At 40.7% G+C, this 23,206-nt stretch carries 25 protein-coding genes and 3 tRNA genes; 19 read left to right on the plus strand and 9 right to left on the minus strand.

Annotation, left to right across the window (positions count from 1 at the left end; genetic code table 11):
- Positions 1-114: 114 nt before the first annotated feature.
- Positions 115-465: a hypothetical protein gene (locus tag PHV78_01220; GenBank protein ID MDD5395860.1), complete on the plus strand. Its 351-nt coding sequence runs from the start codon at positions 115-117 to the stop codon at positions 463-465.
- Between the two features lie 154 nt (positions 466-619).
- On the opposite strand, the gene PHV78_01225 is transcribed toward PHV78_01220, so the two are convergent.
- Positions 620-1,255 (minus strand): metal-dependent hydrolase, encoded by a 636-nt coding sequence (locus PHV78_01225; GenBank protein ID MDD5395861.1) that lies wholly within the window; start codon positions 1,253-1,255, stop codon positions 620-622.
- Between the two features lie 722 nt (positions 1,256-1,977).
- Complete coding sequence (locus PHV78_01230) at positions 1,978-2,178, minus strand: hypothetical protein (protein ID MDD5395862.1); 201 nt, start codon at positions 2,176-2,178, stop codon at positions 1,978-1,980.
- Positions 2,179-2,899: 721 nt separating this feature from the next.
- Here PHV78_01230 and PHV78_01235 point away from each other — a divergent pair.
- The 3 genes from PHV78_01235 (at position 2,900) to PHV78_01245 (ending at position 7,521) form a co-directional block, all read left to right on the plus strand.
- Positions 2,900-3,445, plus strand: a complete 546-nt coding sequence (locus tag PHV78_01235; protein MDD5395863.1) for a 5'-methylthioadenosine nucleosidase — start codon at positions 2,900-2,902, stop codon at positions 3,443-3,445.
- Between the two features lie 1,218 nt (positions 3,446-4,663).
- Positions 4,664-5,788, plus strand: a complete 1,125-nt coding sequence (ftsW, locus tag PHV78_01240; GenBank protein MDD5395864.1) for a putative lipid II flippase FtsW — start codon at positions 4,664-4,666, stop codon at positions 5,786-5,788.
- A 482-nt stretch (positions 5,789-6,270) separates the two neighbouring features.
- The gene (locus tag PHV78_01245) at positions 6,271-7,521 is read left to right on the plus strand and encodes an O-antigen ligase family protein (protein ID MDD5395865.1); all 1,251 of its coding nucleotides are present in this window, start codon (positions 6,271-6,273) and stop codon (positions 7,519-7,521) included.
- A 63-nt stretch (positions 7,522-7,584) separates the two neighbouring features.
- Here PHV78_01245 and PHV78_01250 read toward each other — a convergent pair whose 3' ends face one another.
- Positions 7,585-7,791: a hypothetical protein gene (locus PHV78_01250; protein MDD5395866.1), complete on the minus strand. Its 207-nt coding sequence runs from the start codon at positions 7,789-7,791 to the stop codon at positions 7,585-7,587.
- Positions 7,792-7,954: 163 nt separating this feature from the next.
- Here PHV78_01250 and PHV78_01255 point away from each other — a divergent pair.
- The 7 genes from PHV78_01255 (at position 7,955) to holA (ending at position 12,750) form a co-directional block, all read left to right on the plus strand.
- Positions 7,955-8,041: transfer RNA gene (locus PHV78_01255), tRNA-Ser, on the plus strand.
- A gap of 181 nt (positions 8,042-8,222) precedes the next feature.
- Entirely contained in the window at positions 8,223-9,236 is a 1,014-nt protein-coding gene (locus tag PHV78_01260) for an amidohydrolase (GenBank protein MDD5395867.1), read from the plus strand.
- Between the two features lie 216 nt (positions 9,237-9,452).
- A complete protein-coding gene (locus tag PHV78_01265; GenBank protein ID MDD5395868.1) occupies positions 9,453-9,761 on the plus strand; it encodes an RNA-binding protein in 309 nt (102 codons plus the stop codon).
- Between the two features lie 74 nt (positions 9,762-9,835).
- Complete coding sequence (locus PHV78_01270) at positions 9,836-10,453, plus strand: RecX family transcriptional regulator (protein MDD5395869.1); 618 nt, start codon at positions 9,836-9,838, stop codon at positions 10,451-10,453.
- Between the two features lie 48 nt (positions 10,454-10,501).
- Positions 10,502-10,573: transfer RNA gene (locus PHV78_01275), tRNA-Cys, on the plus strand.
- A gap of 260 nt (positions 10,574-10,833) precedes the next feature.
- Complete coding sequence (locus tag PHV78_01280) at positions 10,834-11,766, plus strand: 5'-3' exonuclease H3TH domain-containing protein (GenBank protein ID MDD5395870.1); 933 nt, start codon at positions 10,834-10,836, stop codon at positions 11,764-11,766.
- A 12-nt stretch (positions 11,767-11,778) separates the two neighbouring features.
- Complete coding sequence (gene holA, locus PHV78_01285) at positions 11,779-12,750, plus strand: DNA polymerase III subunit delta (protein MDD5395871.1); 972 nt, start codon at positions 11,779-11,781, stop codon at positions 12,748-12,750.
- Here the strand turns inward: holA and rpsT are convergent, their stop codons facing one another.
- The 3 genes from rpsT to PHV78_01300 are packed head-to-tail and all read right to left on the minus strand — an operon-like array spanning position 12,751 to position 13,525.
- Positions 12,751-13,008, minus strand: coding sequence for a 30S ribosomal protein S20 (gene rpsT, locus PHV78_01290; protein MDD5395872.1), 258 nt, complete (start codon positions 13,006-13,008; stop codon positions 12,751-12,753).
- Positions 13,009-13,020: 12 nt separating this feature from the next.
- Entirely contained in the window at positions 13,021-13,317 is a 297-nt protein-coding gene (locus tag PHV78_01295; GenBank protein MDD5395873.1) for a hypothetical protein, read from the minus strand.
- Between the two features lie 28 nt (positions 13,318-13,345).
- On the minus strand, positions 13,346-13,525 hold the full coding sequence (locus tag PHV78_01300; protein MDD5395874.1) for a hypothetical protein: 180 nt from the start codon (positions 13,523-13,525) through the stop codon (positions 13,346-13,348).
- Between the two features lie 144 nt (positions 13,526-13,669).
- On the opposite strand from PHV78_01300, the gene ruvA reads away from it, so the two are divergent.
- From ruvA to PHV78_01340, 8 genes are all read left to right on the plus strand, one after another.
- Complete coding sequence (gene ruvA, locus PHV78_01305) at positions 13,670-14,239, plus strand: Holliday junction branch migration protein RuvA (GenBank protein ID MDD5395875.1); 570 nt, start codon at positions 13,670-13,672, stop codon at positions 14,237-14,239.
- A 10-nt stretch (positions 14,240-14,249) separates the two neighbouring features.
- Complete coding sequence (locus tag PHV78_01310) at positions 14,250-15,083, plus strand: UTP--glucose-1-phosphate uridylyltransferase (protein ID MDD5395876.1); 834 nt, start codon at positions 14,250-14,252, stop codon at positions 15,081-15,083.
- Positions 15,084-15,104: 21 nt separating this feature from the next.
- The gene (locus PHV78_01315; protein MDD5395877.1) at positions 15,105-15,671 is read left to right on the plus strand and encodes an Hsp20/alpha crystallin family protein; all 567 of its coding nucleotides are present in this window, start codon (positions 15,105-15,107) and stop codon (positions 15,669-15,671) included.
- A gap of 218 nt (positions 15,672-15,889) precedes the next feature.
- Entirely contained in the window at positions 15,890-17,797 is a 1,908-nt protein-coding gene (locus PHV78_01320) for a VanW family protein (GenBank protein MDD5395878.1), read from the plus strand.
- A 127-nt stretch (positions 17,798-17,924) separates the two neighbouring features.
- A complete protein-coding gene (locus tag PHV78_01325) occupies positions 17,925-18,911 on the plus strand; it encodes a peptidoglycan bridge formation glycyltransferase FemA/FemB family protein (protein MDD5395879.1) in 987 nt (328 codons plus the stop codon).
- Between the two features lie 5 nt (positions 18,912-18,916).
- A tRNA-Arg gene (locus PHV78_01330) sits at positions 18,917-18,988 on the plus strand.
- 14 nt (positions 18,989-19,002) lie between these two features.
- The gene (locus PHV78_01335; protein MDD5395880.1) at positions 19,003-19,362 is read left to right on the plus strand and encodes a nucleoside triphosphate pyrophosphohydrolase family protein; all 360 of its coding nucleotides are present in this window, start codon (positions 19,003-19,005) and stop codon (positions 19,360-19,362) included.
- Positions 19,359-20,636, plus strand: a complete 1,278-nt coding sequence (locus PHV78_01340; protein MDD5395881.1) for a UDP-N-acetylmuramoyl-L-alanyl-D-glutamate--2,6-diaminopimelate ligase — start codon at positions 19,359-19,361, stop codon at positions 20,634-20,636. Before PHV78_01335 ends, PHV78_01340 begins: the two co-directional genes overlap by 4 nt.
- 316 nt (positions 20,637-20,952) lie before the next feature.
- Here PHV78_01340 and PHV78_01345 read toward each other — a convergent pair whose 3' ends face one another.
- From PHV78_01345 to PHV78_01355, 3 genes are all read right to left on the minus strand, one after another.
- A complete protein-coding gene (locus tag PHV78_01345; GenBank protein MDD5395882.1) occupies positions 20,953-22,062 on the minus strand; it encodes a glycosyltransferase family 1 protein in 1,110 nt (369 codons plus the stop codon).
- Positions 22,063-22,071: 9 nt separating this feature from the next.
- Positions 22,072-22,782, minus strand: coding sequence for an RsmE family RNA methyltransferase (locus tag PHV78_01350; GenBank protein ID MDD5395883.1), 711 nt, complete (start codon positions 22,780-22,782; stop codon positions 22,072-22,074).
- 103 nt (positions 22,783-22,885) lie between these two features.
- A complete protein-coding gene (locus PHV78_01355; protein ID MDD5395884.1) occupies positions 22,886-23,194 on the minus strand; it encodes a hypothetical protein in 309 nt (102 codons plus the stop codon).
- Positions 23,195-23,206 lie beyond the last annotated feature (12 nt).

Below are 23,206 nucleotides of genomic sequence, written 5' to 3' on the forward strand. Positions count from 1 at the left end.
CCTTTAAATAAAAAACGAGAGCAATCTCGTTTTTTGTATCTTGACAAAAGCTAAAAATATGCTAAATTATAGAATAATCCCAATTTCGTCACTTTGAAAGGAGGTGATATTTCAATGAATGACAGAGTAAATCCGAAGATTAAGCAGTTCCTTCAGAGGTACTTCGGTGGGACCGACCTGGCCTCGATCATGACATTCCTGGATAAGGGCTTCAGTCTCAACGGCCAGGTAGTCGTTTCCACCATCTTCGTCTCTGCCCAAGAGTGCAGAGTCCCCGTGACTCGTGTTTTGGCAGAATGCGAGAAAGAGTGGGACAGGAACTGGAACTTCCAACACCCAGAACTCAGAGGAAACCCCGATGCTCCCGGTGGCGCTGGTATGCAGAACAGGGCTTCCCTCGAAAAGATCTATACCGCTCTCGGTATACCAAGTCCGAGAGAAGGGCGGGCCAGGAAAAGGGTCTGAGCCCGAGACTCGCTGTTTCGCAAATCGTCGGGGCTGCCGTAGGCAGCCCCGACTTCTTTATTTAATGAAAGGGCCCAGCTTATTCAGCTAGGGCCCTTCTCTTATATGCACGATGTGCATGATACCTCCCCTTGATTGTTAGTGGAGCGCGTTGTTATCGAAGCTCCACGGAAGCCACTCTGACTGCGGCGATGAGCAGCCACAGCATGAACCACCCTATCTCTTTAAGCAGTCGTTGATTCATCCGAAGATAGAGCGTTCTTAACCACTGCTTGTGCTCCATGCCAACAAACCCAACCGGTTTGGTGACCAAGAAGCGTTTTTCTTTGCCCATCATTCCAAACAGCACGAACGTCTCGCGACGGAAGGGGCTGAGCCACGAGATTCCGATGTTGAACTCTTTGCCCTGCTGATCGTACTCACCAAGGCTGTCTTTTCCGAAGTGGAGTAGAGACCCCGCTGCGAACGTTAATGGCCAAATCAATGGCCAGCGCAACAGCAAGGCCAGTGCAAACCAGACGGTGAGGGCAATGCCGAAATAGAAGGGTTGGTGCAGTATGGTCCGATGATGACCGCGTGAATTGCCCCTTATTTTGGCATCGACGACCTTCAGTACGATGTCGAGATCCGGCAGCAACGCAAAGAGAATCGCTGCCGAATAGATCCATGGCCAGTGCTGTCGGAAATAGTGGTCATCGATTGTACCAAGAGCAGTGCCAATCATCAGACCGCTGCCGATGTCGGCAGTAGCAGCCAGAACGTCACCGAATAAGAGTTTAATTCTGTCCAATTTCTCCCGCCTTTCTGTTTACCATTCGGTCTTCAATCAGTGTTATATCATATAATTTCACATTTTTGCCTTTTTGTCAAGATTATATAATTTTTTGTAAAAAGAATAGCGGGTGAGTATAGGAGCTCACCCGCTCAGAGACAAACTTCGATTGGATTGGACCTTCTCTTGCCAGTATCCCATCAACGAGAGAGCGTAGCCGAAGGCTACATAGCCAGCGACCAGCACGACGAGCATCACTGGCGAGAAAATGAGTTTCGGCCAGAGATATAGCGCGGCAAATCCGCTCAGAAGTATTCCTGACAGTATGACACCCGCGGCGAAAGAACCCTTACCCCTTCTCACCGACCCTAGCATAAGGCCGGTGACCATAATGAAGTGTGGAAGGAAACGGGCTATCATCTCTGCGTTGAAATTGTGCCGAAGCGTGCCGCTGTTTATCACGGCATAGCCTCCCAGCAACCATGCCGCAACATAAGCAGCCATCAGGAAGGCACATCGGAGTACGTGTCGTATCATGCAATCCTCCAGTTTTTAGATCTTAACCATTATTCTATATTTTTGACCTTTTGTCAAGATCATATTTTTAATTATTTTTCTTGCTATTAAAATTTTAATATCGTTCTATATAGCCTAAGATTAAAAACAAAGAGGACCTTGATCGAAGATCAAGGTCCGTCTCGCATGTTCACGTTGCCTCCTTTCTAGGCGTTTGCCTAGTCTTACGACTGCGCTGATTCCTTCTGTTTCTTTTCTTTGCCCGCTTCGACGGCATCCGATATGATCGCCACAATAGCGGAGCAGGAGAGGAGAACCATCGTCATCACGAGCATTCGTTGAACGAATGTCGGGAAAGAGATGATCGTGATGATCGCCGCCCCGACAAACCACAGTCTGCCGAACAGATAGAGAGGGTTATGCATAATATCTCCTTAGTTGTATTAATATCTTAGCATATTTTTGCCTTTTTGTCAATCCTTATTTTTTTAGAAAGTGAGGGGGGTTAAGATAAGATTTTTTGTAAATTTAATGGAGCGGACTTGCAGTCCGCTCCACTTGGTAGGCAGTCATTCCTCCTCGATCCAGACCTGGGTATCGGCCCTGGCGACGCCTATCGTGAGGTGTCCCAGATTGCCCTGCTCGTCAACTGATGTTGCTGATCCGGATTCCCCTTTCAGGAAGCGTACCTGCTTTCCTTCCCACTCCATCCAGAAGAACCTTCCTGCTGGCACAGAGTCCCAATAAGTCTGTCGTTTATTCATGAGCACTCCTTTGTCTTTATTATTTCATATTTTTTTGAATTTGTCAATGGTTATAATTTTATAATTTATAAGCAAAAGCGGCATTTTTTGTAAATAAAGCGGGGGCGGAGAGCCCGCCCCCTTGGGTTCAAACGTGATCTTGGCCGGACGACTTCTTCTAGGCCGTATTCACGCTTGACGCCCTGAACCGATTTACCATGTATCCTCCATTGGCCTCGAAGAGGCCACTTTGGTACTGGATGGCCCTTGAGCCCGCAATTGGACAGATCGTCCTTAATTGAAGGGCTCATCAACCATCAGCTTTATTATAATATCACATTCAGTTTCGTCAACATCTTAGCTTGCAATAAAGTAATGTTTTGTTAAAATATAAATTAATTATATGTCTAAAAAAATTATTTTACTCGTTGCTTTAGAAGAAGAATTCCCCAAAAAATTAGTTCCTAAGGGAGTTAACGTTTATTATACTCATTGCGGCAAGGTTAATGTAGCCATTGCGGCAACAAGGGCATTAAGCAAGATAAAAAGCAAAAATGTTTTAGTCGTTAATTATGGCACGGCCGGCTCGGCCAAACATAAAATAGGCGCACTCTTAAAGGTGACGCAATTCAGACAGGCGGATATTGATGCCAGTGGCCTTGGTTTTCCTAAAGGAGTGACGCCGCTCGATAAAAAGTTTTTTAAATTTAATACGGAAAAAATTAATTTTGGTCCTGGCGAGACTTGTTATACGGCCGATAATTTGCAAAATTTTCCGTTAGAAGATATGGAGTCATACTCGATTGCCAAAGTTTGTAAAATCTACGGCTTGAAATTTGTCAGCTATAAATTTATTACTAATAATTTTAATAAAAATGCGGCTGCTGATTGGAAAAATAACGTTAAGAAAGGAGCTAAAATATTTTTAGATAAACTTTTAAAGTTATAATTATAAAAATACGATATTTAAAATTGAAAAGACGAGTTTTAAGCCCGTCTTTTTGATTAAGAAAAACGCTGACCCGAGAGAGCCAGCGTCGAGGCTGAGTCCGCTATGATTGTGTCATTATCGGCTTGTAGGCGTCGTGGATTTTGGAGCACGCCCAGTCGGTGAGAGAACTTGGCGTATAGAATACTCCATTGTCCTGGACGACCCGAATCATTGGCTTTTCATAGGGCTTCCTCTTCCTGAGTGGCAATGTACGTGACATTGCCGCCTCCTTTCCGAGGGATTAAACCTCATTATTATTTTAAAATTAATTTTATTTTTGTCAACTCCACAAAATTTTAAAAAGTAAAAGGCTGTTGTTGATATTATCTCCAACAGCCCGTAGCACGAGCAGCTCGTCATTAGTCTATGCCCGCCTCAGGGCCTCGCCAGGCCTTAGATATCTTCCTTCGCCGAATCCGACTTCGATCTTTCTTTTGCCTTTGCTGATGGTCGTCACGAGCAGGCGGTGTCCTCGACACTTTGGGTTAGCCACGGCTCTCATCAGGTATGTGCCGGGAGCAAGCCGACGACTCTTCCCTCATGAAGATCTTCCGGCTGAAAAGTCGAGCACGTCCAGGCACTGGCTGATTGTTAAGACGAATCTGTCTGGCTTCATGAAGCCTCCTTATGTTTTATTTTATTCTTATTTCCAAAAATGAAAAGGGCCTCAAATAAAATTATATCGGGCGGGAGCTGTGTGCTCCCGCCCGAAAGTTGTAGACTAGCTCATCAGTACCAGGTGGGCCCTGGACGGAAGGCGATCTGTTCTATCCGCTGCTGTCGTTTTATTCTTTCGACTTCAGCGGCAGCGGCTACTCGCCGATTGGCACGCCATCTCCTCTTCCTGGCGGTTCTCAGAGTGTTCAGGCCCTTGTCTGCGGCCTTGGACCTTGAGTGTCTTCCTCCGGCGGGCCGTAACATGGTCACGACCTTGTCTTCTCTCGCCCCACACGTCGAACATGCGTTCGGCAACGATCCTTTGCCTGAGAAGGTCTTGGTGGTGCCGCAGTTTGTGCAGCGCTGAGTGTATCTTGCCATCAGTACTCCTGTTTAGGTAATAGAATTCGAGAAATACGACCAGCCCCTCCATACAGATATAGTTATTATCTCAAAATTTTATCATTTTGTCAAGGCGGTATTTTTGACTTTTTTTTCCACCGGATTAAAATAAAAAGCATGAAAGCGTTTTTTAAAAGAATAACCAAAAGATATCATAGCCCTGATTATTTATTTATAATTTTATTGGGTTTGGTTTTGGTTTTGGGGTTAATATTTTTAACTTCGGCCAGCGGCGTGGTTGGTTTAAGGCGATTCGGTAGCACCATTTATTTTTTACAACACCAGATTTTAATGGGCCTTATTCCCGGCTTGATACTTCTGGTGATTTTTTCTTTTGTTGATTATCGTTTTTGGCGTAAGTGGGCCACGGTAATTTTTATTTTGAGTTTGATTTTAATGGCCTTAACCTTTGTCTCCGGCGTGGGCTTGGCCCACGGCGAAGCGCGGCGCTGGATTTCTATTTTTGGTATCGGCTTCCAACCGGCGGAAATTTTGAAGCTATCTTTTATTATTTATTTAGCCGCCTTTTTCGACAGCCGCCAGAAAAAGATAAAAACCTGGACCGGATCTTTTTTACCGCTAGTTATCATTTTGGGAATTGCGTGCGCTTTAGTTATGGCGCAAAAAGACATGGGCACGATGATGGTGATTTTTATGATCGCCATTAGTATTTATTTTCTGGTTGGCGGCAATTTATTGCACATGCTGGTTTTATTTGGCGGCGCTGTTTCCATATTTTTCGTTTTAATTAAAGCTGCGCCTTATCGCATGGCGCGCTTTATTACTTTTCTTTACCCGCAAATGGATCCGCTTGGCGTGGGTTATCATATTAATCAGGCGCTTATCGCTATCGGTTCGGGCGGAATTTTCGGTTTGGGCCTAGGTCATTCGCGCCAAAAATTTTTATACCTGCCGGAATCTTACGGCGATTCTATTTTTGCCGTCATTGGCGAGGAGCTGGGATTTTTAACGACGATTTTAGTACTTTGTCTTTTTGTTGCCGTGGCTTTGCGCGGGTTAAAAATAGCCAAAGCCGCGCCGGATTTTTTTGGCCAGATTTTGGGCGGCGGAATTTTATGTTGGTTTATTTTTCAAGCCATGATCAATATAGGCGCCATGTTGCATCTTTTTCCATTAACCGGTATACCTATGCCGCTGGTTAGTTATGGCGGCACGGCCATGATGGTGCTTTTGGCGGCCTTTGGAATTTTGATTAATATCTCGCGCCAAGCCAGGGAATAAGGGGCTTGACATTTTTCAAAATAAAGTAATAATATATCTGATTGGAGGTAATGTGAATACATCTCGATTCAGAAAGCTGTTGGTTGGGGTCTGCGATAAGCTCGACCTACTGCCTCACGAATATCCGGACGTTGACGTGAGTTGTTGCCGCGGTCAAATTTCGGTACAGCTTACGGTGACGGAGCCGGACGACCGTTATCCAGGAGATGAGTTGGTGGTGCTTGACCCTGCTCGGCGAGCCGACGCTCCTGCTTACAGATTCTTTCGCGGTCACGGCGGCGAGGTACTCGGCTCGTTTATAAGAGCGGTGAGAGCGGCAACTCCGGGTGGCGTTCGAGTCCAGATTAAGGCGCGCTATGCGCGGCTGGGGGTCAGCTTAACCCGAAGATGCGTCGTTCAGTCCTGATCCAACAGAAGATCGAACGAAGAGGCGAACAACCGGTTCGCCTTTTCTTTTTCTATAAAAATGCTAAAATAGACTCATGATTGTTCTCTCTTTGGTTTTAGCTGCAGTATTTTTATTAGCTACAATCCGCTGGCCCAGAGTCGCTCTTTTTTCGTTGCTTTTATTTTTACCGGCCTATCAAATTAGGGTTGATTTTTTGGGTTTACCCACTACTGCCTTAGAGGTAATGATTTTGGCGTTTTATTTTGGCGTATTGATTGGTAATTTTAAAACATTCGGACAAATCAAAAAAATTTTTAGCGGTTGGTTGTGGGTGATTCCGGCTTGGCTCGGAGTTGGTTTTATCGCCGCTTTGGTTTCGCCTAATTTTACTCTTGGTCTGGGACATTGGCGGGCTTATTTTGTCGGACCGATTTTAGTTTTAATGGCTGTCGTTATTTTAATTCGGCGAGACGAAAAGTTAAAAGAATTAATTATTCCGACCTTGGCTTTTTCGGCCTTGATTTGCGCTCTCTGGGCCGTGGCCCAGAAATTTTTCGGCGGCGGAGTAATGAGCACCGAAGTTTGGGGTGCGGCGAAAGTTTGGCGCGCGACCGGGCCGTTTCCGCAACCTAATTTTTTGGGATTATATTTAGCGCCCATTGCGGTTCTGGCTTTCGGGCAATTCATTATTTTAGTAAAAAAAATTGATAAAAAAATAATTTTTTATCTCGCGGTTTATGTTTTTTCTATCATCGCTCTACTCTTGGCTCGCAGTGAAGGCGGCCTCTTAGCCCTAGTCTTTGGTACGATTTTTTTATTAATACTTTATCGGCCCAGCAGAAGGGCGACGATAATTATTTTGATAATTTTATTTATTTTACTTGCTTTAATCCCAACCTCTCGCCAGTATTTCGTTCAAAAAGCTTCGTTTAACGGCTTGTCAGAACAACTACGTTTAAATATTTGGCATGGCGCTGCCGATTTAATTAAAGCGCATCCAATTTTTGGCGTTGGTTTGCGTGGTTATCAGCAATTAATTTCTCATTATCAAAAGCCGTATTATCAACCCGGGACCGATAAGGTTATTTCCGTTGAGACTCATCCTTATCCGCATAATTTATTTTTAGCGCTGTGGGCTGAAGCCGGCCTCTTGGGACTTATTGTTTTTTCGTTGATTGTTATTAAATTTTTCATTCAGGGTTTTAAGAAAAAATCAGTCTTTCATTTGACGCTTTTAGCGGCAATGTCGGCAATAATTATTCATGGCCTGGTTGACACTCCTTATTTTAAAAATGATTTATCAGTTTTATTTTGGTTTTTAATCTCAATGATGATTTGTTTCTAAAAACAAAGACCTCTGCTCGGGGATAAAACCCAAGACAGAGGTGGGGGTCAAGGAGTCGGGGAACTATGCAGCACTCAGCCTTTCGCGCAGTTCGTCGGCTTTGGATTTGAACCACTTCGACCCTGTTAGCCAGGCCAGTGCCGCCAGGATTGCCCACCAGAGGTATGCGGCGATGACTACGACCAGGCTGAGAACCATGACCATGAGGAATACTACAAGGAACGATGACCATGGCGTTGTTCGCTGCTGTGTGCGATAGGTTGTTGTCATGTAGCCTCCATTACTTTACATTTTTATAATTATACATTTTTAAGCCTTATTGTCAAGATTGTCTTATCCGCCAGCTGGCGGACTATAGGGTGGCTGAGTGCCTGTCCGCCAACCGGCGGAGTCGAAGCTGTTTTATAACAAAATGAAGTGACCTTACTAGGGCGGAGGGGTGCTAGAGTGGACGAATAGGTCGGTCTCGAAAACCGATATACCTGCAAAGGTATCGCGAGTTCGAATCTCGCCCCCTCCGTTTTGGTAGGGTTTTCCGCGTCATTTGATGCGGCACCCTATTGGTCGCGAGTTCTGAGCCCTAGGCTCATCTCAGCCCAAGGCTGATGAGCCTAGGGCTCACGCCTCGGGCGGAGAATCCCTGCCTACCGCCTGCCTAACGGCAGTCAGGGCAGGCAGGTCGCCCCCACCGCCAGAAAATTATGAGTAAAAAAATAAAATTCAATTTACCCCTAGTTAATACGCATGGCCATGCGGCTATGCTTGCTTTTCGGGGAATGGCAGAAGACGTGCCTTTAGATGTTTGGTTAAATAATTATATTTGGCCGGCGGAAAAAAACATCACGCCTCAATTTATTTATAAATATACGGACTTAGCTATTAAAGAAATGAAGAGCAACGGCATTAAATTATTCTGTGATATGTATTTTTTTGCCGAAGAAGTGGCTCGCGCGGCAGAAAAAAATAAAATGCCGGCGGTTATCGGCGAAGGAATTTTAGATTTTCCCACCCCCAGCGCCAAAACAGCGGAAGAGGCGTTGCTGAAAACAGAAAAGCTATTACAGCAGTATAAAAATCATTCTTTTATTAAAGTCTCCGTGGCGCCGCACTCGATTTATACGGTTAGCAAGGACAACCTACTTAAGGCTAAAGAATTGGCAAAAAAATACAACGCTTTATATCAGATTCATTGCGCTGAAACAAAAAAAGAAGTTGATGAATGTTTGGTAAAAAATAATTTGACCCCTGTCGCTTATTTAGATAAACTTGGTGTGTTAGATGATAAGACGCTTTTAGCACATTGTGTTTGGCTGACCGATGAAGATATAGAGATTATTGCCAAGCGAAAGGCGAAGGTGTCTCATTGTCCTTTAAGTAATTTAAAACTTGGTTCTGGCATTGCTTCAGTTAATAAAATGTTAGCTAGGGGCATCGCGGTGTCGCTAGGAACTGATGGAGCGGCTAGTTCTAATCGTTTAGATGTTTGGGAGGCAGGAAAGTATACGGTGTTGTTACAAAAGGGCATTAATTATGATCCGGCAATTCTTACCGCTCGGCAAGCCATAGAAATGATGACCATAAACGGATTAAAATCCTTGGGCTTTGATGTTTTTTTAAATAAAACCATTGAATCTTGGCAACAAAAAATTAAAGAAAACAAAGATTATAGCTTTTTATATGATCGTCAGGTTAATGAATTGAATTTTGAGATTTAAGCCAGATTCTTTGTCCATATCATATTTATTATAAAATAAAGCCTAAAATGGGTCGAAATTAGGGCACTGGTAAGGTTGTTGTGGTTGGGGGTTGACAAATTATTACATTAGTGTATAATTAAAATATTGTAAGTGTTCTCAGTTGACAAGTTATTTAATCATAATCATCAACGAGATAGGTCGTCTTACAATGTTAATTTCATTATCTTATTCATTATGGCTAAGAAGTTATATGTCGGCGGTATTCCTTATAGTACTACCGATGACGGATTGAAAGACACTTTTTCTCGTGCCGGTAAAGTTGAATCAGCTACTGTGGTCATGGATCGCATGACCGGTCGCTCTCGAGGTTTCGCCTTCGTAGAAATGTCTACGGACGAAGAAGCTAAGGCTGCTGTTGAAATGTTCAATGGCAAAGATTTCGAGGGTCGAACCATCACTGTCAATGAAGCGAGACCGATGGGCGAACGCCCTCCTCGCCGCATGGGCGGATTCAACCGCAACCAGGGCTTTGATAACAACTAGTTGTTAGTCAAACATTAAAAGCAGAAGTTTCGACTCCTGCTTTTAATTTATCTTAAAAATGTTAGAATTAATTCATGCGCATTACCGAAATTAAAAAACAAAAAAGAGGCAATCGAGCCAATGTTTATTTAGATGGGCGCTTTGGTTTTGGGGCAACTGCCAACGCCTTGGTTGATTTTGATCTTTTTGTTAATAAAGAATTAAGTCAGTCGGAAGTAAACGTAATAATAAAAAAAGATCAGGCTGCCAAGGCCATGCAAAAGTGTTTTTTGTGGCTGGGAATTAGACCTCGCAGCGAAAAAGAGTTAAGAGATAAATTAAAAGAAAAAAAGTTTGACCCACAAATTGTTAATCAAACCATAAAACAAATTGAAGAATTGGGTTATTTGAACGATAAAGAATTTACCAGAATGTTTATTGAGATGAAAAAGAGCAAGGGCAAGATTTTTATTCAGCAGGAATTGCGCCGCAAGGGAATAGAGCAAAAAATAATCAAAGATGCCCTGGAAAATTATTATCCCCTTGAAGAAGAAATAGAATCGGCCCTGCGTTTGGCCGAAAGAAAAATAAAATCTTACAAAAACTTACCGAATTATAAAATTAAACAAAAATTAGCTCAATATTTGGCCGGACGCGGTTTTAATTGGGGAGTTGTTAGCCAAGTTTTCGAAAAATTAAAATCATCGCGCTAGCCAGCCTTTCTTTATTTTTTAAATTTGTTATAATTTTATTATAAATATGGCCTGGTAGCCAAGTAGTAAGGCAACAGTCTGCAAAACTGTTATACAGGGGTGCAAATCCCCTCCAGGCCTAAAATTAAAAATTGTTTCTTGCAAACACTTTTTTTTATTCTAAAAAATGATAGAATTGGCTTATGCCAGTTGGTAGAAGTTTGGCATTACTTGAGCTTATCTATAATTAAGGATTATTAACACTTTCTAATCGCATTTTAGTTAAATTAAGATGCCAGATTATCTAATTAATTTTTGATAATATATATTCTAATTAAATTATAATCAATTCACGCGATGTCTAATATGTTGGCATCTTTGTGAAGTTATTGTTACTGGGGATGGATAAATTTATTGTCATCGATGGGCCAGCAGTCATACACCGCGCTTGGCATGCTCTGCCGAAATTAACCGATCCTCGGGGTCGTTCGGTTTCGGCTGTTTACGGCTTCATTTCTTTATTATTAAAATTAATTAGAGAGCAGCAGCCAAAATATATAGCCGTGGCCTTTGATACTAAGGCGCTAACGTTCCGCCACGAAGCTTATAAAGAATATAAAGAAGGGCGAGTCAAGCAACCACAGGAATTTTATGATCAGTTTGCTATCATTAAAGAACTCCTGAATGCTTTTGGCATAAAATTTGTCGAGCAGCCGGGCTTTGAGGCAGATGATTTGATCGGCACTTTAGTTGATAAATCAGACAAAGAAAACCTTATCGTTACTGGCGATCTCGACACCTTGCAATTGGTTAATTCGCAGACAAAAGTTTATTTTTTACATAAAGGAATTTCCGACATAAAAATCTACGACCAAGAGGCGATTGAACAGCGCTATGGTTTAACGCCTCGGCAGTTAATAGACTTTAAGGCCATGCGTGGCGATCCTTCAGACAATATCGGCGGCATTAAGGGGATTGGAGAAAAAACCGCGCTAGTTTTATTACAAAAATTCGGTAGCTTAGAGAAAATTTATGAATACTTAGAAACTTGTCAGAAAGATTGCGAAATTCGTGATTCGGTTAAAGACCTTTTAATTGAGCAAAAAGATAAAGCATTTTTTGATAAAAATTTAGTAACTATTAAAAAAGATATGGCTGGCTATGAAGATTTAGAGCAATATAATCTCGAGCCAATGAACAAAGAAAAAATCACAGAAGTTTTAAGTCAGTTGGGCTTTAGCTCCTTAATTAAGCGCCTAGATAGTCCGCCAAAGGCGGTTAAAAAAACAAAAGAAACGCCGTCTTCGCGGCAGAGCAGCCTTTTCGATAAATAAATTATCATCGAAATGAAAATCATTCTTTACGGACCGGACACGTATCGCTCAAAACTAAAATTGGCTTATTGGCAGAGCGTTTTTGTGGCTAAAAAAGATCCGACTGGAGTTAATATGTCTATAATTGACGCTGGTCTTTTGGACGTAAATTCTTTTCGCAAATTGGTTTTATCTTCTGGTCTATTTTCTGATAAACGTCTAGTGATTATTAATAAATTTTTTCAGAGAAACAAAGAAGAAGGGCTAGACGAAGAGGTTTTGGAATTTTTAAAGCGCTCGGGCAGAGATGAAAAAAATGATAATTCTTTGATATTTTTTGACGAAGAAGTTAAGGAGGGTAAAATGTCCAAGACCAAAAAACAGATTCTGGCTTATTTGCTTAAGCAAAAATATAGTCAAGAATTTCCACTCTTAAGCAAAGGAGACCTATCTGCTTGGGTGCAAAAACAGCTTTTAGCCCAACGCAAAAAAATAGAGCCAGCTGCGATTTCCTATTTAGTTAAAGAGGTCGGACCTGATTTATGGCGCTTAACCAACGAAATTAATAAATTAATTGCCAGTCCAGAGAAAATCGTTGTCCTGGACTTAGTTAAAAAATTTGTTCCGCCACAACCGGAAGAGGAGATTTGGCCCCTAGTTGACGCCCTGGGAGATAAAAATAAAATTAAAGCCTTGAAATTATTGCGCGACCAGTTGGATATTGGTAATGATGTTTTTTCTATTTTTGGTATGCTGGTTCGCCAGTATCGGATACTTATATTGGCACGTGAAGCAATTGATCAAGAAGGGTTCGTTAATGGGTTTGCATTGGCCAAGCGGTTAGGTCTTCATCCCTTTGTTTGCCAAAAGGCCATTCGTCAGATTAAAAACTACAATTTAATTGAACTTAAAAAAATATATCAGCAACTTTTACAGATTGATTTAAAAACAAAAACATCTCCGGTTGACCCAGAGACGTTATTGGACTTATTGATAATTAAGTAATTATTTTGTTTTCATTCTTTTGGCTAGACGAGATTTTTTGCGACTAGCATTATTTTTTTTGATCAAATTGACTTTGACTGCCTTATCTAAAGATTTTTGTAATTGAATATAAATTTTCTTGGCTTCGTTTTTGTCTTTAACTAAAGTTTTAAGGAATTTTTTTTCCAAATAATTTAAATTGGCCTTAAGGGCCTTATTATGTAGAGTTCTGGTTTTGGTCTTTCTTAATTCTTTAATAGCTGATTTTGTTTGAGCCATTTTATTTTGTTTTTAGAAGTTATTTTTATCCTTGTCTTCATAAAGGTCTGCTTCATGCTGGAGCATTTCTTCTTCTGCGGCAATTAGTTTGTCCCAACGATCGCGACCGTTGATTAATATATTGACTTTAGCTTTAAAATTTTCTTCAAAGGATTCAAGTCGTTTCGGATCTTTTTGGAAAACCTCTAATAATTCTTGGAGAGCTTCTTCTGGAATAACTGGTAAAAAAAGTAAAAGATCATTTTGATCTTCTGGTGAAATTGACGATTGAGCAACCAGTTGCGATAGTTTATCCAAGATGACAGACATAATCAAGGAAGAGAAAATTAATCTATTTTTAGAAGTTTATATCTTTAGACCATTCTTGGGCCACGGTTTGTCCATATCTTCTGTATAAAGCTCTGATTCCCGACCACTTTATTTCTGTTGGGGTGGTGCCTCGTTCGGCGCTAACAATTTGGCCGATTCGTTGGTCAAGACCTTCTCTTCCTCCTTCTTGTTCAAATGGTTTTTCCATAGTTTTTCGGCCTCCGTTAATTTATTAATAAATATATTATACACTAATTTAAAAATTAGTCAAGGGTTCGACCTTGTGGAAATCTAATTTTATTATATACTAAAAAGTATTAAAGTTAAATTTTAAAAGGGGATAAAAATAAGTATGATTTATTATATTGAAGGCCAGGTCAAACAAAAAGGCGATAATTATCTGGTTATTGATAGCGGTAGTTTGGGCTATCAAATTTTTGTTAATGATTTTTTACTAAATAAAGCTAAATTAAATGAATTGATCAAGATTTTTACGCATTTTCACGTTTACGAAGAAACCCTTCAATTATACGGCTTTGAAACAGAAGAAGAGCTATCTTTCTTTAAAAAATTAAACAATATTCCCAATATCGGCCCTAAGTCGGCCAACAATATTTTATCGGCGATTAAATTATCTGATTTAAAGCGAGCAATTATTAATGAAGACATGGAAGCGTTAAATAAGGTTTCCGGTATCGGTAAAAAAACCGCCGAAAGAATTATTATTGAATTAAAAGATAAAATTAATGACGTGACCTCTTCTACTGCGACCGGAAAAGACGACAGCGATGTCATTGATGGACTGATAAGCCTGGGATACACGCTGAAAGATTCTCGCGTGGCGATTAAAAAAATTCCGGAAAGCGTCAAGGGCGCTAACGAACGGCTTAAACAAGCGCTTAAAATTTTATCTGGTAAATAACAAATAATTTATGAAAGCAGTCGTAGCTTTAGCCGGTTTTGGTACTCGGCTTTTGCCATTAACCAAGGCGCAACCCAAGGCGATGTTAAGCGTGGCCGATCGGCCACTCGTTCATTATATTGTCGAAGAAATAGTTAATAGCGGTATTAAAGAAATTATTTTTATCATTAATCGCCGCGATAATTCGATAAAGCGCTATTTCGCTCGTGATAAAAATTTGGAAAAAGTTTTAAAAAGTACCGGCAAAGATGAATTAGCCCGACAGTTAAAAAAGATTTCTAAAATGGCTAAATTTCATTTTGTTTACCAACCGAAACCACTGGGAACCGGTGACGCGATTTTAATGGTTAAACGACTGATTGGCAATAAACACTTTGCCCTTTTATACGGCGATGATTTAATTGATTGTGTTACGCCGTGTTTAAAACAATTAGTTAATGTATATAAAAAATATCGCGGTTCAGTGATTGCTGTTAGAAAAGTGCCGCACAGAGATGTTTATCGCTGGGGCATTATTGATGGCAAAAAGATTGGTGACAGAAATTATCGTTTGAGCAATATTATTGAAAAACCCAAAATAGAAGAAGCGCCGACCAATCTCTCGATTATTGGCCGCTATATTCTTTCGCCACAAATTTTTAAAAATTTATCTTTACTTAAACGCCGACAATCGTTTACCACCGGCAAGAAAGAGCTTTACGTGACCGATGGCATTAAAATGCTTTTAGATCATAGGTGTCCAGTTTATGCTTGTGAATTTAAGGGTCAACGCTTTGATGGAGGTAGCCACAAAGGATTAGTTGAGGCCACTATTTTCTATAGCCGCAAACATAATATTATTTAATTTGTTATACATAAAAAAATCATGAAAAAAAAGAGTAAAAATTTTTGGGGTCAGATAACTAATTTAGATGGCAATGAACTAGAGAAAAGCAGTGAAAAAGTAGAAATTTCTACTGAATCAGCGCCTATTAAGGAAAAAATAAAAGCATTAAAAGAGACGGTAATTGAGTCAGAAGCTAAACAAGAAAAGCCAAAAAATAAAATTAAAAAAGAAATAATTAAAAAAGAGGAGCTGGAAGAGCAGTGGCTGCCGGAAGGAGACGAAATAACTGGGCAATTGTCGGTTGATCTTTATGATGGCGGCGACTCATTGATTGTTGAATCAACCATTGCCGGAGTCAAACCGGAAGATATTGATATAAGCGTGGAGCCGGATTTAATCACCATTCGCGGCAGCAGAAAAAGAGACAAGCAGATTAATAAGAAGAATTATTTTTATCAAGAGTGTTTTTGGGGTGGCTTCTCGCGAACTATGGTTTTACCGACGCCGGTCAAGCCTGACGGAGTAAGGGCTAATATTAAAAATGGCATTTTAACTGTGATTTTGCCCAAAGCCCAAGAAAAACCAACCAACATAAAGGTAAAATAATTTATAAGGGGAAGGGAAGAGGGCTTTAAATCAAGAAAAACATTAATGTACCGTCATTATGGGCGGCTTTTATTTTACCCCGTAAAAGATTTGTTTTGTCGAGCTCAGCGATTAAATAATCTTGAGTGCAAAACCTTATTTTTTTAAAAAATTAACCCCTCAACTCTTTAACCAGGCATGCTTGCCAAATCCTATAATTTTGCTAAAATCTGAGGCATATGAAATTAATCGACCATCTTGATTTAATTGAATTGGCTGAGAAGGATCCAATAAAATATCTATCTTCTCCGTCATTTCAAAGCCGCTTTAAACAATGGCTTAAAAAGTTGTTGTTATTTTTACTTATTGTTTTCTTGATTTTTGTCGGAGCTTTTTTGGCTTATCAGCGAACTTATGCTGGTCGGGTTTTTCCGGGCGTTTATTTGGGTAAAACTTTGGTGGGCGGCATGAACGAGCAAGAGCTTAAAGATAAAATTGAGCCGGTTATTAATCAAGTTGAGAACAAAGGACTGATTTTTATCGGCCAAAGCGTCAAAGGCAAGAAAGAAGTGGCCGTTAAGTCGGTTTTAATTGCCGTTAATGACCCTGATCTTTCCCGCAGAGTCATTACTTTTGATCTAGATGATATTTTACAGCAAGCCATGGCCGTCGGCAGGCACGGATCTATCTTCCAAAGAATTGGCGACGTGTTAATAGCTCAGGCCAACGGTTATCATCTAGAGGCCGCAGTGCAAATTGATGAGCAAGAGCTAAAAAATAATTTAAAAGATAATTTAAAAGATTTAGAACAGGACTCTAATGACGCTTCGTTTCAATTAGCCAAAAGCGGAGACATAAAAATAATTGAAGATCAAGCTGGATATTTTTTTGATTTAGCTACGGCCATTGAGCAGGTAAAAAATAACCTTGAGCAAACAGACGCCAGTCCGATTGAAATAAAATTAATTAATTTTGCTCCGACGATAAGAACTAGCGATATTGAGAAGATGGAGCCAAAAATTCATGAGGCCCTAGATTCAGCGCCCTTGACGCTTCGTTATCAGGATCAAAAATGGCCGGTCAGTAAAAATTTACTTAGCCAGTGGCTGACCTTTAAAAAAGGCTCAGGCAATGTGATAGAGCTAGCCCTAGATCCTGATAAAATTTCTTTATATTTACAAACTATAGCCAAAAATATTGATCAACCTGCCCTTGATGCTAAATTCAAACTGGAGAGTGGCAGGGTGATTGAGTTTCAGCCATCCCAGGCCGGACTGCAATTAACTATTGATAAAAACGTTCAAGAAATAGTTAAACAAATTTTATCTAATCAAAGCGAGATTGACTTGATTGTAGAAACGGCGCAACCGCAAATTTTAACTCAAGACTTGAATGATTTGGGCATCAAAGAATTAATCGGTCGCGGGACTTCAAATTTTGCCGGCAGTCCAAAAAATCGGCGAATTAATATTGCCGTAGGCGCGAAAAAATTAAACGGCATTTTGATTAAACCTGGCGAAGAATTTTCTTTAATTAAGGCCCTTGGCAACATTGACGCTGAAGCAGGATTTTTACCAGAACTGGTTATTAAGGGCGATCGTACTATCCCTGAATTTGGCGGCGGTTTATGCCAAATCGGCACTACCACCTTTCGCGCTGCGCTTTATTCGGGCTTGCCGATTACGGCTCGTACGCCGCATTCTTACAGGGTGGTTTATTATGAGCCGGCCGGTATGGACGCGACTATTTATAATCCGCAGCCTGATTTAAGGTTTATCAATGACACTGGCGTTTATATTTTATTTGAAACCAAAATCGAAGGAGATAATTTAATTTTTGAATTTTATGGCACTTCGGATGGCCGTAAGATAGATATTGGTCAGCCCAAATTATTCAACATCGTTGCCCCTGGCGCACCGCTTGAAATAAAAACACTTGAGCTTAAGCCGGGCGAGAAGAAAAAATTAGAGACAGCCCACGCTGGAGCTGACGCAGAGCTTTCGCGAACAATTACTTATACTGACGGCACGACCAAAACACAAACTTGGAAAAGCCATTATCGACCTTGGCAGGAGGTTTGGCTGGTCGGAGTAGCGAGCCTTGATAATACGGTTGTCACAACGCCAGATCAATTACAGCAACCATAAGATAGAGGTTTAGAATAAGCCCATTAAGCTTCTTAAGCTAATTAAGCAATTTGTATTTTTGTCCTAGACTCGTTCGTCCATAAACGGGACGGACCAAGGGCATTTGATTTGTAATTTCGTAGTGGGTATGGATTTTAAAGAATGGGATCAGTTGGTTATTAGCCATCAGCCAACGCAATTTTGCCAATCTGGGGCCTGGTCAGAATTTCAGAAAATTTTAGGGCGCCAATATTTTTTTATTAAAAATGCTGCCGGCCAAGCCTTGGTGATAAAAAATAATTTACCGGGTGGGCAGAATTATTTATTTTCATCGCGCGGCCCGATTCTAAAAAAATGGAGCCAGGAATCTTTTTTAGCCATGGCCGAAGATGTAAAAAAAATAGCCCAAGAACATAATAGTATTTTTTGGCGCGTTGAGCCGCCAAATCTGCTAACCAGCGAAAAGGGCTGGCTACCAAATTTTAAAATTAAAAATTTAGTTAAAAGTGAAGACCTGCAGCCGCCACAGACAATTATTTTAGATTTATCGCGAAGCGAAGAAGAGCTAATGGCTAAGATGCACCAGAAAACCCGTTATAATATCCGTTTAGCCGAGAAGCATCAAGTTGAAATTCGCGAAGGCAGGCCGGAGGAAATCGAAAAATTTATTACTTTAACCCACCAAACCTCAAATCGCAACAATTTTCATAGCCATCCAGACAACTATTATCGAAAATTAATTGATTTGTCTAAACAAAAATTCGATAATTTTTCCGTTAAATTATTATTAGCTGAATACCAGAGTCAAATTTTAGTAGCTAATATCGTCGTTTTTTTTGGCGATACGGCCACTTATTTACACGGCGCTTCGAGCAATGAGCACAGAAACTTAATGGCGCCACATTTATTACAATGGGAGACGATTAGGATGGCCAAACACTTAGGATTTCGCTATTATGATTTTTGGGGAGTTGATGAAAAAAAATGGCCAGGCGTGACCAGATTTAAAAAGGGTTTTAGCGAAGAGACGGTTCAATATCCGGGGACATATGATTTTATTTTCAATCCGGGTCAGTATAAAATTTATCAAATCATTCGCGCTTTAAATCGCTTCCGGCGGAGGTTGGTTAAATAGACTTGGCCCCCATCGTTCAATGGATAGGACGCAAGATTCCGGATCTTGAGATAGGGGTTCGACTCCTCTTGGGGGCAAATAAAATAATTTTATGGCAAAGATCAATAATTTAAATGATTATCAAAAACTATGTAAGGCCACTGCCAAGAAATTTTCTGATAAAAATAAAGAAATTATGACCTGGGGCTTAGGCCTGGCGGGCGAAGCGGGCGACGTGGCTGGCTGCATTAAAAAAACCGTGGCGCATGGCAATGATCAGCGCGCCGGCATCAAAGAAAACATCGGCGATTATTTGTGGTACACGGCTATGATTTGTAATTTTTTCGGTTGGGATTTGCAGGAAGTTTTAAATGAAAATATCAAAAAATTATCTAAACGCTATCCAGATAAAAAATTTACTATTAAACGTGCTCGTCGAGGAGGTACGCGCATCGATTGGAACAAAAAATGAAAGGTTTTATCAAAAAATTAATTCCAAAATTTTTACTGCGATTTTATCATCGCACTTTAGCGCATTTGGCGGCCTGGCGTTATGGTTATCCGAGCCGGAAAATAATTGTCATTGGCGTGACCGGCACGGGCGGTAAATCAACAGTTATAAATTTAATTGGCCGAATTTTAGAAGAAGCTGGTTATAAAGTCGGCTGGACTACGACTTTTAATTTTAAAGTAGCGCAGCGCGAGTGGATGAATAAAACCAAAATGACCATGTTGGGACGCTTCGGTCTGCAAAAGCTTTTAAAACAAATGGTTTTAGCCGGCTGTGAGTACGCTTTAATAGAAACTTCTTCAGAAGGTATCTTACAATCGCGCCATGAAGGCATTGATTATGATATAGCAGTTTTTAATAATTTATCACCTGAACACTTAGAACGGCACGGAGGTTTTGAAAATTATCGCGCAGCCAAAGGAAAGTTATTTTTAAAATTAAAAGACAAGAATAAAATTATTGATGGCCAGAAAATCAGAAAAATCAGCGTTGTTAATCTCGATGATGATAATGCCGATTATTTTTTAAAATTTTCCGCTGATGAAAAATGGGGATTTACTGCTTCTAACGCCGAAAAACAATCAATAAAAATTATCAAAAGCGAAAATATAAAAATAAATAACAACGGGACGGAATTTTCAGTTAAAGAGCAATCTTTTTCACTTAATCTTTTAGGAAAGTTTAATGCGGCTAACGCCCTAGCGGCCGTTACCGTAGCTTTAAGCCAAGATGTCGATTTAGATGTTTGCGCTAAAGGTTTGGCTAAGGTAAAAAATATGGCTGGACGCATGGAAGCGGTAGCGAAAAGTCCATTTAAAGTGGTAGTTGATTATGCGCACACGCCGGACGAATTGGAAAAAGTCTATCAAACCTTAAAAACGGAAAACCAGCGATTGATTTGCGTTTTAGGCGCAGCTGGTGGCGGTAGAGATAAATGGAAGCGTCCAGAATTTGGCAAAATTGCCGACCAATACGGATCGGAAATAATCATCACCAACGAAGATCCATACGACGAAGATCCGCAAAAAATAATTGATGCCGTAGCCTCCGGCATAAAAAATAATCACTACGAGAAAATTTTGGATCGCGGCGAAGCCATTAAAAGAGCTGTCGAATTAGCCCAACCGGGCGATACTATAATTATTTCGGGCAAAGGCTGCGAGCAGTGCATTATGGGGCCAAGTGGCCAAAAAATTCCTTGGGACGACCGAGAGATAGCCAAAAAATTCCTTTAAAAATAACAAAAACGAGCCATTAGAGGCTCGTTTTTGTATTAAGTTTTCCACTTGATTATTGGGATATTAATTTATATAATAAAAATGTTGAAATGGAGCAGGGAGGAGAGCCTTGAACACCGAAACGTTCCTGATAATCGCAGAAGTCAAACCGCTATGGTGGCTTACTTGTCGTGTGCTTGTCGAGAACGGACAACCGATTCTCCCAACAATACGACAGGGCTACTGCTGAAAAAGGTGTTCTGCTTACAGGACGGTCTACAGTGCTCAATCAGCAAGGTCCGTTGCCGGCGCCCAAAAGGCGCCGGCTGTTTTCTTATCCCAAAGATCGGTAGATGTCAAATGTCTGTTCGGCGCATTTATCCCACGAATATTTTTTAACTCGTTCTTGCCCTAATTTTTTAATTTCTGCTCGTAAATTTTCGTCTTCGACGATTTTTTTTATTATTTCAGATATTTCTTTTTCATTGTTCGGGTCAAAATAAATGGCCGCTGGTCCATAAATTTCCGGCAGAGAGCCGGCGCGCGAAGCAATAACTGGACAATCGTTAGCCATGGCTTCGAGTCCGGGCAAACCGAATCCTTCCATTAGAGACGGGAAGACATAAGCGATGGCATTCTGATATAAGCTTTTTAAATTTTCATCGCTAACCGCGCCGGCGAACATGACGCGATTAGTCAAATGTAATTCCTCAACTAATTTTTGCAAACGCTCGTAAAAATAATCAATCTTACCAACAAAAATCAGGATGATTTCTTGTTCAATTGGCGCCAGCGCAAAAGCCCGGACCAGCTTTTCAAGATTTTTGTGCGGATAGGCGTTGCCGACATATAAAAGATAAGAATCTTTGGCCGGCAATTGGAATTTATTTTCCATTTTTAACATTTCTGCCGGAGTAAAGGTCGATTCATAGGTCACAAAGATTTTGTTTGAATTAATTTTATAGTGTTTGATAATTTCATTTTTAACAAACTCAGAAACGGTAATAATACGTATTGCCCTTTTTATAGCCGCTTTGCTAACCAGCCGATAAAGTAGGTATTTAATCAAATATTGCCAAGGTGAGCGCGTGCTGGCGTAAGGGTCGTATTTTAGATGGGTCAAATCATGTATAGTCACCACATACTTTCCTTTGTAGAGCAGTGGTTTATTAAAATGCAAGAAATGCATCAAATCCAAATGATATTGGTTTAGTAGTCTTGGCAAAAGCAATTGTTCCTTAAAAGAATACCAAGGATAATTAGCTAAGACTTTATGGAAGTTCTTGTTTTTAGGTTCATACAAATCAAACCCAACTTTAGTCAAAAAGATAAAATACTCGTTATTTTGATCGAGCTTTTCCAAGGATTCAATCAACTTTTCTGTGTATCTGCCGATTCCTTTGCCCTGAGGGCCAAAGAAGCGAGCGTCGAGACCGATGCGCATAAAAATAAACTAATTAAATTTATAAAAAAGAGCCGAGGCAATAGCTAGGCCGGCAAATTCGGCGCGTAAAATTCGCGGACCGAACAAAAACGATTGCGTGCCAAATTTTTCTAATATTTTTATTTCATTTTCCGACCAGCCGCCTTCGGGCCCGACAAAAAGATTAATGGTCTCGGGTTTTGTTGAAGGCAAGATTTTTGACAAATTATTTTTCGCGCCTTCCCAGGCCACTAAATTAAGTGCCGATTTGTCGCTAAGAATTTTGTTTAAACTAATCGGTTCATTAATTTCAGGAATGATTAAACGGCCTGACTGCTCGGTTGCTTCCTGGGCGATTTTTTGCCAACGTTTAAATTTGTGCTCGGACATTTGCCGGCTGATCGTTCGTTCAGTAATAAGCGGGATGAATTTTTTAATGCCTAAGCTGGTTCCGTGTTTAATGACCAATTCGAAATGGTCTTGTTTTAATAAAGCCTGGTAAAGATTAAGATTAATATTTGCTTCAGCTTTATTTTTTATAATCTTGACGATGTCGCCGATGATTTTTTTTGGTTCGAGGCGCTTGAGCATAATCAGGTATTCGTTTTGGCCGTCAAAAACAGAGATTTCTTGGCTCAATTTCAAGCGCAAAACTTTATTGATTTGATAAATCAAATCAACATCGGTAATGTTTATCTCTGAGTCATTAAGATTAATGTTTTTTAAAAAGAAACGGTGCATATCAATAATATAGCTGAAAAATATAATATAGCAAAGCCCCAACCTGATGTGGTCGGGGCCTGCGCGAATGCGCATGTTGCCTCCCTTGCTCGCTTGGCGAGCGTTACTCTTCGACTTCAAGCAGCTTGATGCCGGCCTGGGCGAGTTCAAGAAACATCTCGTAGTCTGTGCTCAGCCTGAGGGCTTCGGTCAGGATCGGTGCGACCAGTGCCCTTGCAGAAGATATGCCATCGGCGCTCCGAGCCAGCCTCATCAGGGACCTGTTTCTCAGAACACAACCAGCCAAACCTTCTCCGCTCATGCGATTGGCTGGAACCGGAAGGCTTGTCTTGGAGCAGTCTGCGAAGGCTCCTGAGGCCACGGCCATAGCCGTGCTTATCTCCGCGGTGATTACTCGACTATTGTCAGTCATCAGCTTCTCCTT

The organism is Patescibacteria group bacterium, from assembly GCA_028715115.1.
GTDB lineage: Bacteria > Patescibacteriota > Patescibacteriia > UBA2591 > UBA4787 > JAQUSN01.

Coding starts and splice junctions, on each gene's coding strand:
- PHV78_01295 (MDD5395873.1), bottom strand. CDS start 13,317: ATGTCTGTCATCTTGGATAAACTATCGCAACTGGTTGCTCAATCGTCA.
- PHV78_01335 (MDD5395880.1), top strand. CDS start 19,003: ATGGCAAAGATCAATAATTTAAATGATTATCAAAAACTATGTAAGGCC.
- PHV78_01245 (MDD5395865.1), top strand. CDS start 6,271: ATGATTGTTCTCTCTTTGGTTTTAGCTGCAGTATTTTTATTAGCTACA.
- PHV78_01350 (MDD5395883.1), bottom strand. CDS start 22,782: ATGCACCGTTTCTTTTTAAAAAACATTAATCTTAATGACTCAGAGATA.
- PHV78_01340 (MDD5395881.1), top strand. CDS start 19,359: ATGAAAGGTTTTATCAAAAAATTAATTCCAAAATTTTTACTGCGATTT.
- PHV78_01260 (MDD5395867.1), top strand. CDS start 8,223: ATGAGTAAAAAAATAAAATTCAATTTACCCCTAGTTAATACGCATGGC.
- PHV78_01230 (MDD5395862.1), bottom strand. CDS start 2,178: ATGCATAACCCTCTCTATCTGTTCGGCAGACTGTGGTTTGTCGGGGCG.
- PHV78_01220 (MDD5395860.1), top strand. CDS start 115: ATGAATGACAGAGTAAATCCGAAGATTAAGCAGTTCCTTCAGAGGTAC.
- PHV78_01265 (MDD5395868.1), top strand. CDS start 9,453: ATGGCTAAGAAGTTATATGTCGGCGGTATTCCTTATAGTACTACCGAT.
- holA (MDD5395871.1), top strand. CDS start 11,779: ATGAAAATCATTCTTTACGGACCGGACACGTATCGCTCAAAACTAAAA.
- rpsT (MDD5395872.1), bottom strand. CDS start 13,008: ATGGCTCAAACAAAATCAGCTATTAAAGAATTAAGAAAGACCAAAACC.
- ruvA (MDD5395875.1), top strand. CDS start 13,670: ATGATTTATTATATTGAAGGCCAGGTCAAACAAAAAGGCGATAATTAT.
- ftsW (MDD5395864.1), top strand. CDS start 4,664: ATGAAAGCGTTTTTTAAAAGAATAACCAAAAGATATCATAGCCCTGAT.
- PHV78_01345 (MDD5395882.1), bottom strand. CDS start 22,062: ATGCGCATCGGTCTCGACGCTCGCTTCTTTGGCCCTCAGGGCAAAGGA.
- PHV78_01300 (MDD5395874.1), bottom strand. CDS start 13,525: ATGGAAAAACCATTTGAACAAGAAGGAGGAAGAGAAGGTCTTGACCAA.
- PHV78_01250 (MDD5395866.1), bottom strand. CDS start 7,791: ATGACAACAACCTATCGCACACAGCAGCGAACAACGCCATGGTCATCG.
- PHV78_01325 (MDD5395879.1), top strand. CDS start 17,925: ATGGATTTTAAAGAATGGGATCAGTTGGTTATTAGCCATCAGCCAACG.
- PHV78_01310 (MDD5395876.1), top strand. CDS start 14,250: ATGAAAGCAGTCGTAGCTTTAGCCGGTTTTGGTACTCGGCTTTTGCCA.
- PHV78_01355 (MDD5395884.1), bottom strand. CDS start 23,194: ATGACTGACAATAGTCGAGTAATCACCGCGGAGATAAGCACGGCTATG.
- PHV78_01280 (MDD5395870.1), top strand. CDS start 10,834: ATGGATAAATTTATTGTCATCGATGGGCCAGCAGTCATACACCGCGCT.
- PHV78_01315 (MDD5395877.1), top strand. CDS start 15,105: ATGAAAAAAAAGAGTAAAAATTTTTGGGGTCAGATAACTAATTTAGAT.
- PHV78_01235 (MDD5395863.1), top strand. CDS start 2,900: ATGTCTAAAAAAATTATTTTACTCGTTGCTTTAGAAGAAGAATTCCCC.
- PHV78_01320 (MDD5395878.1), top strand. CDS start 15,890: ATGAAATTAATCGACCATCTTGATTTAATTGAATTGGCTGAGAAGGAT.
- PHV78_01270 (MDD5395869.1), top strand. CDS start 9,836: ATGCGCATTACCGAAATTAAAAAACAAAAAAGAGGCAATCGAGCCAAT.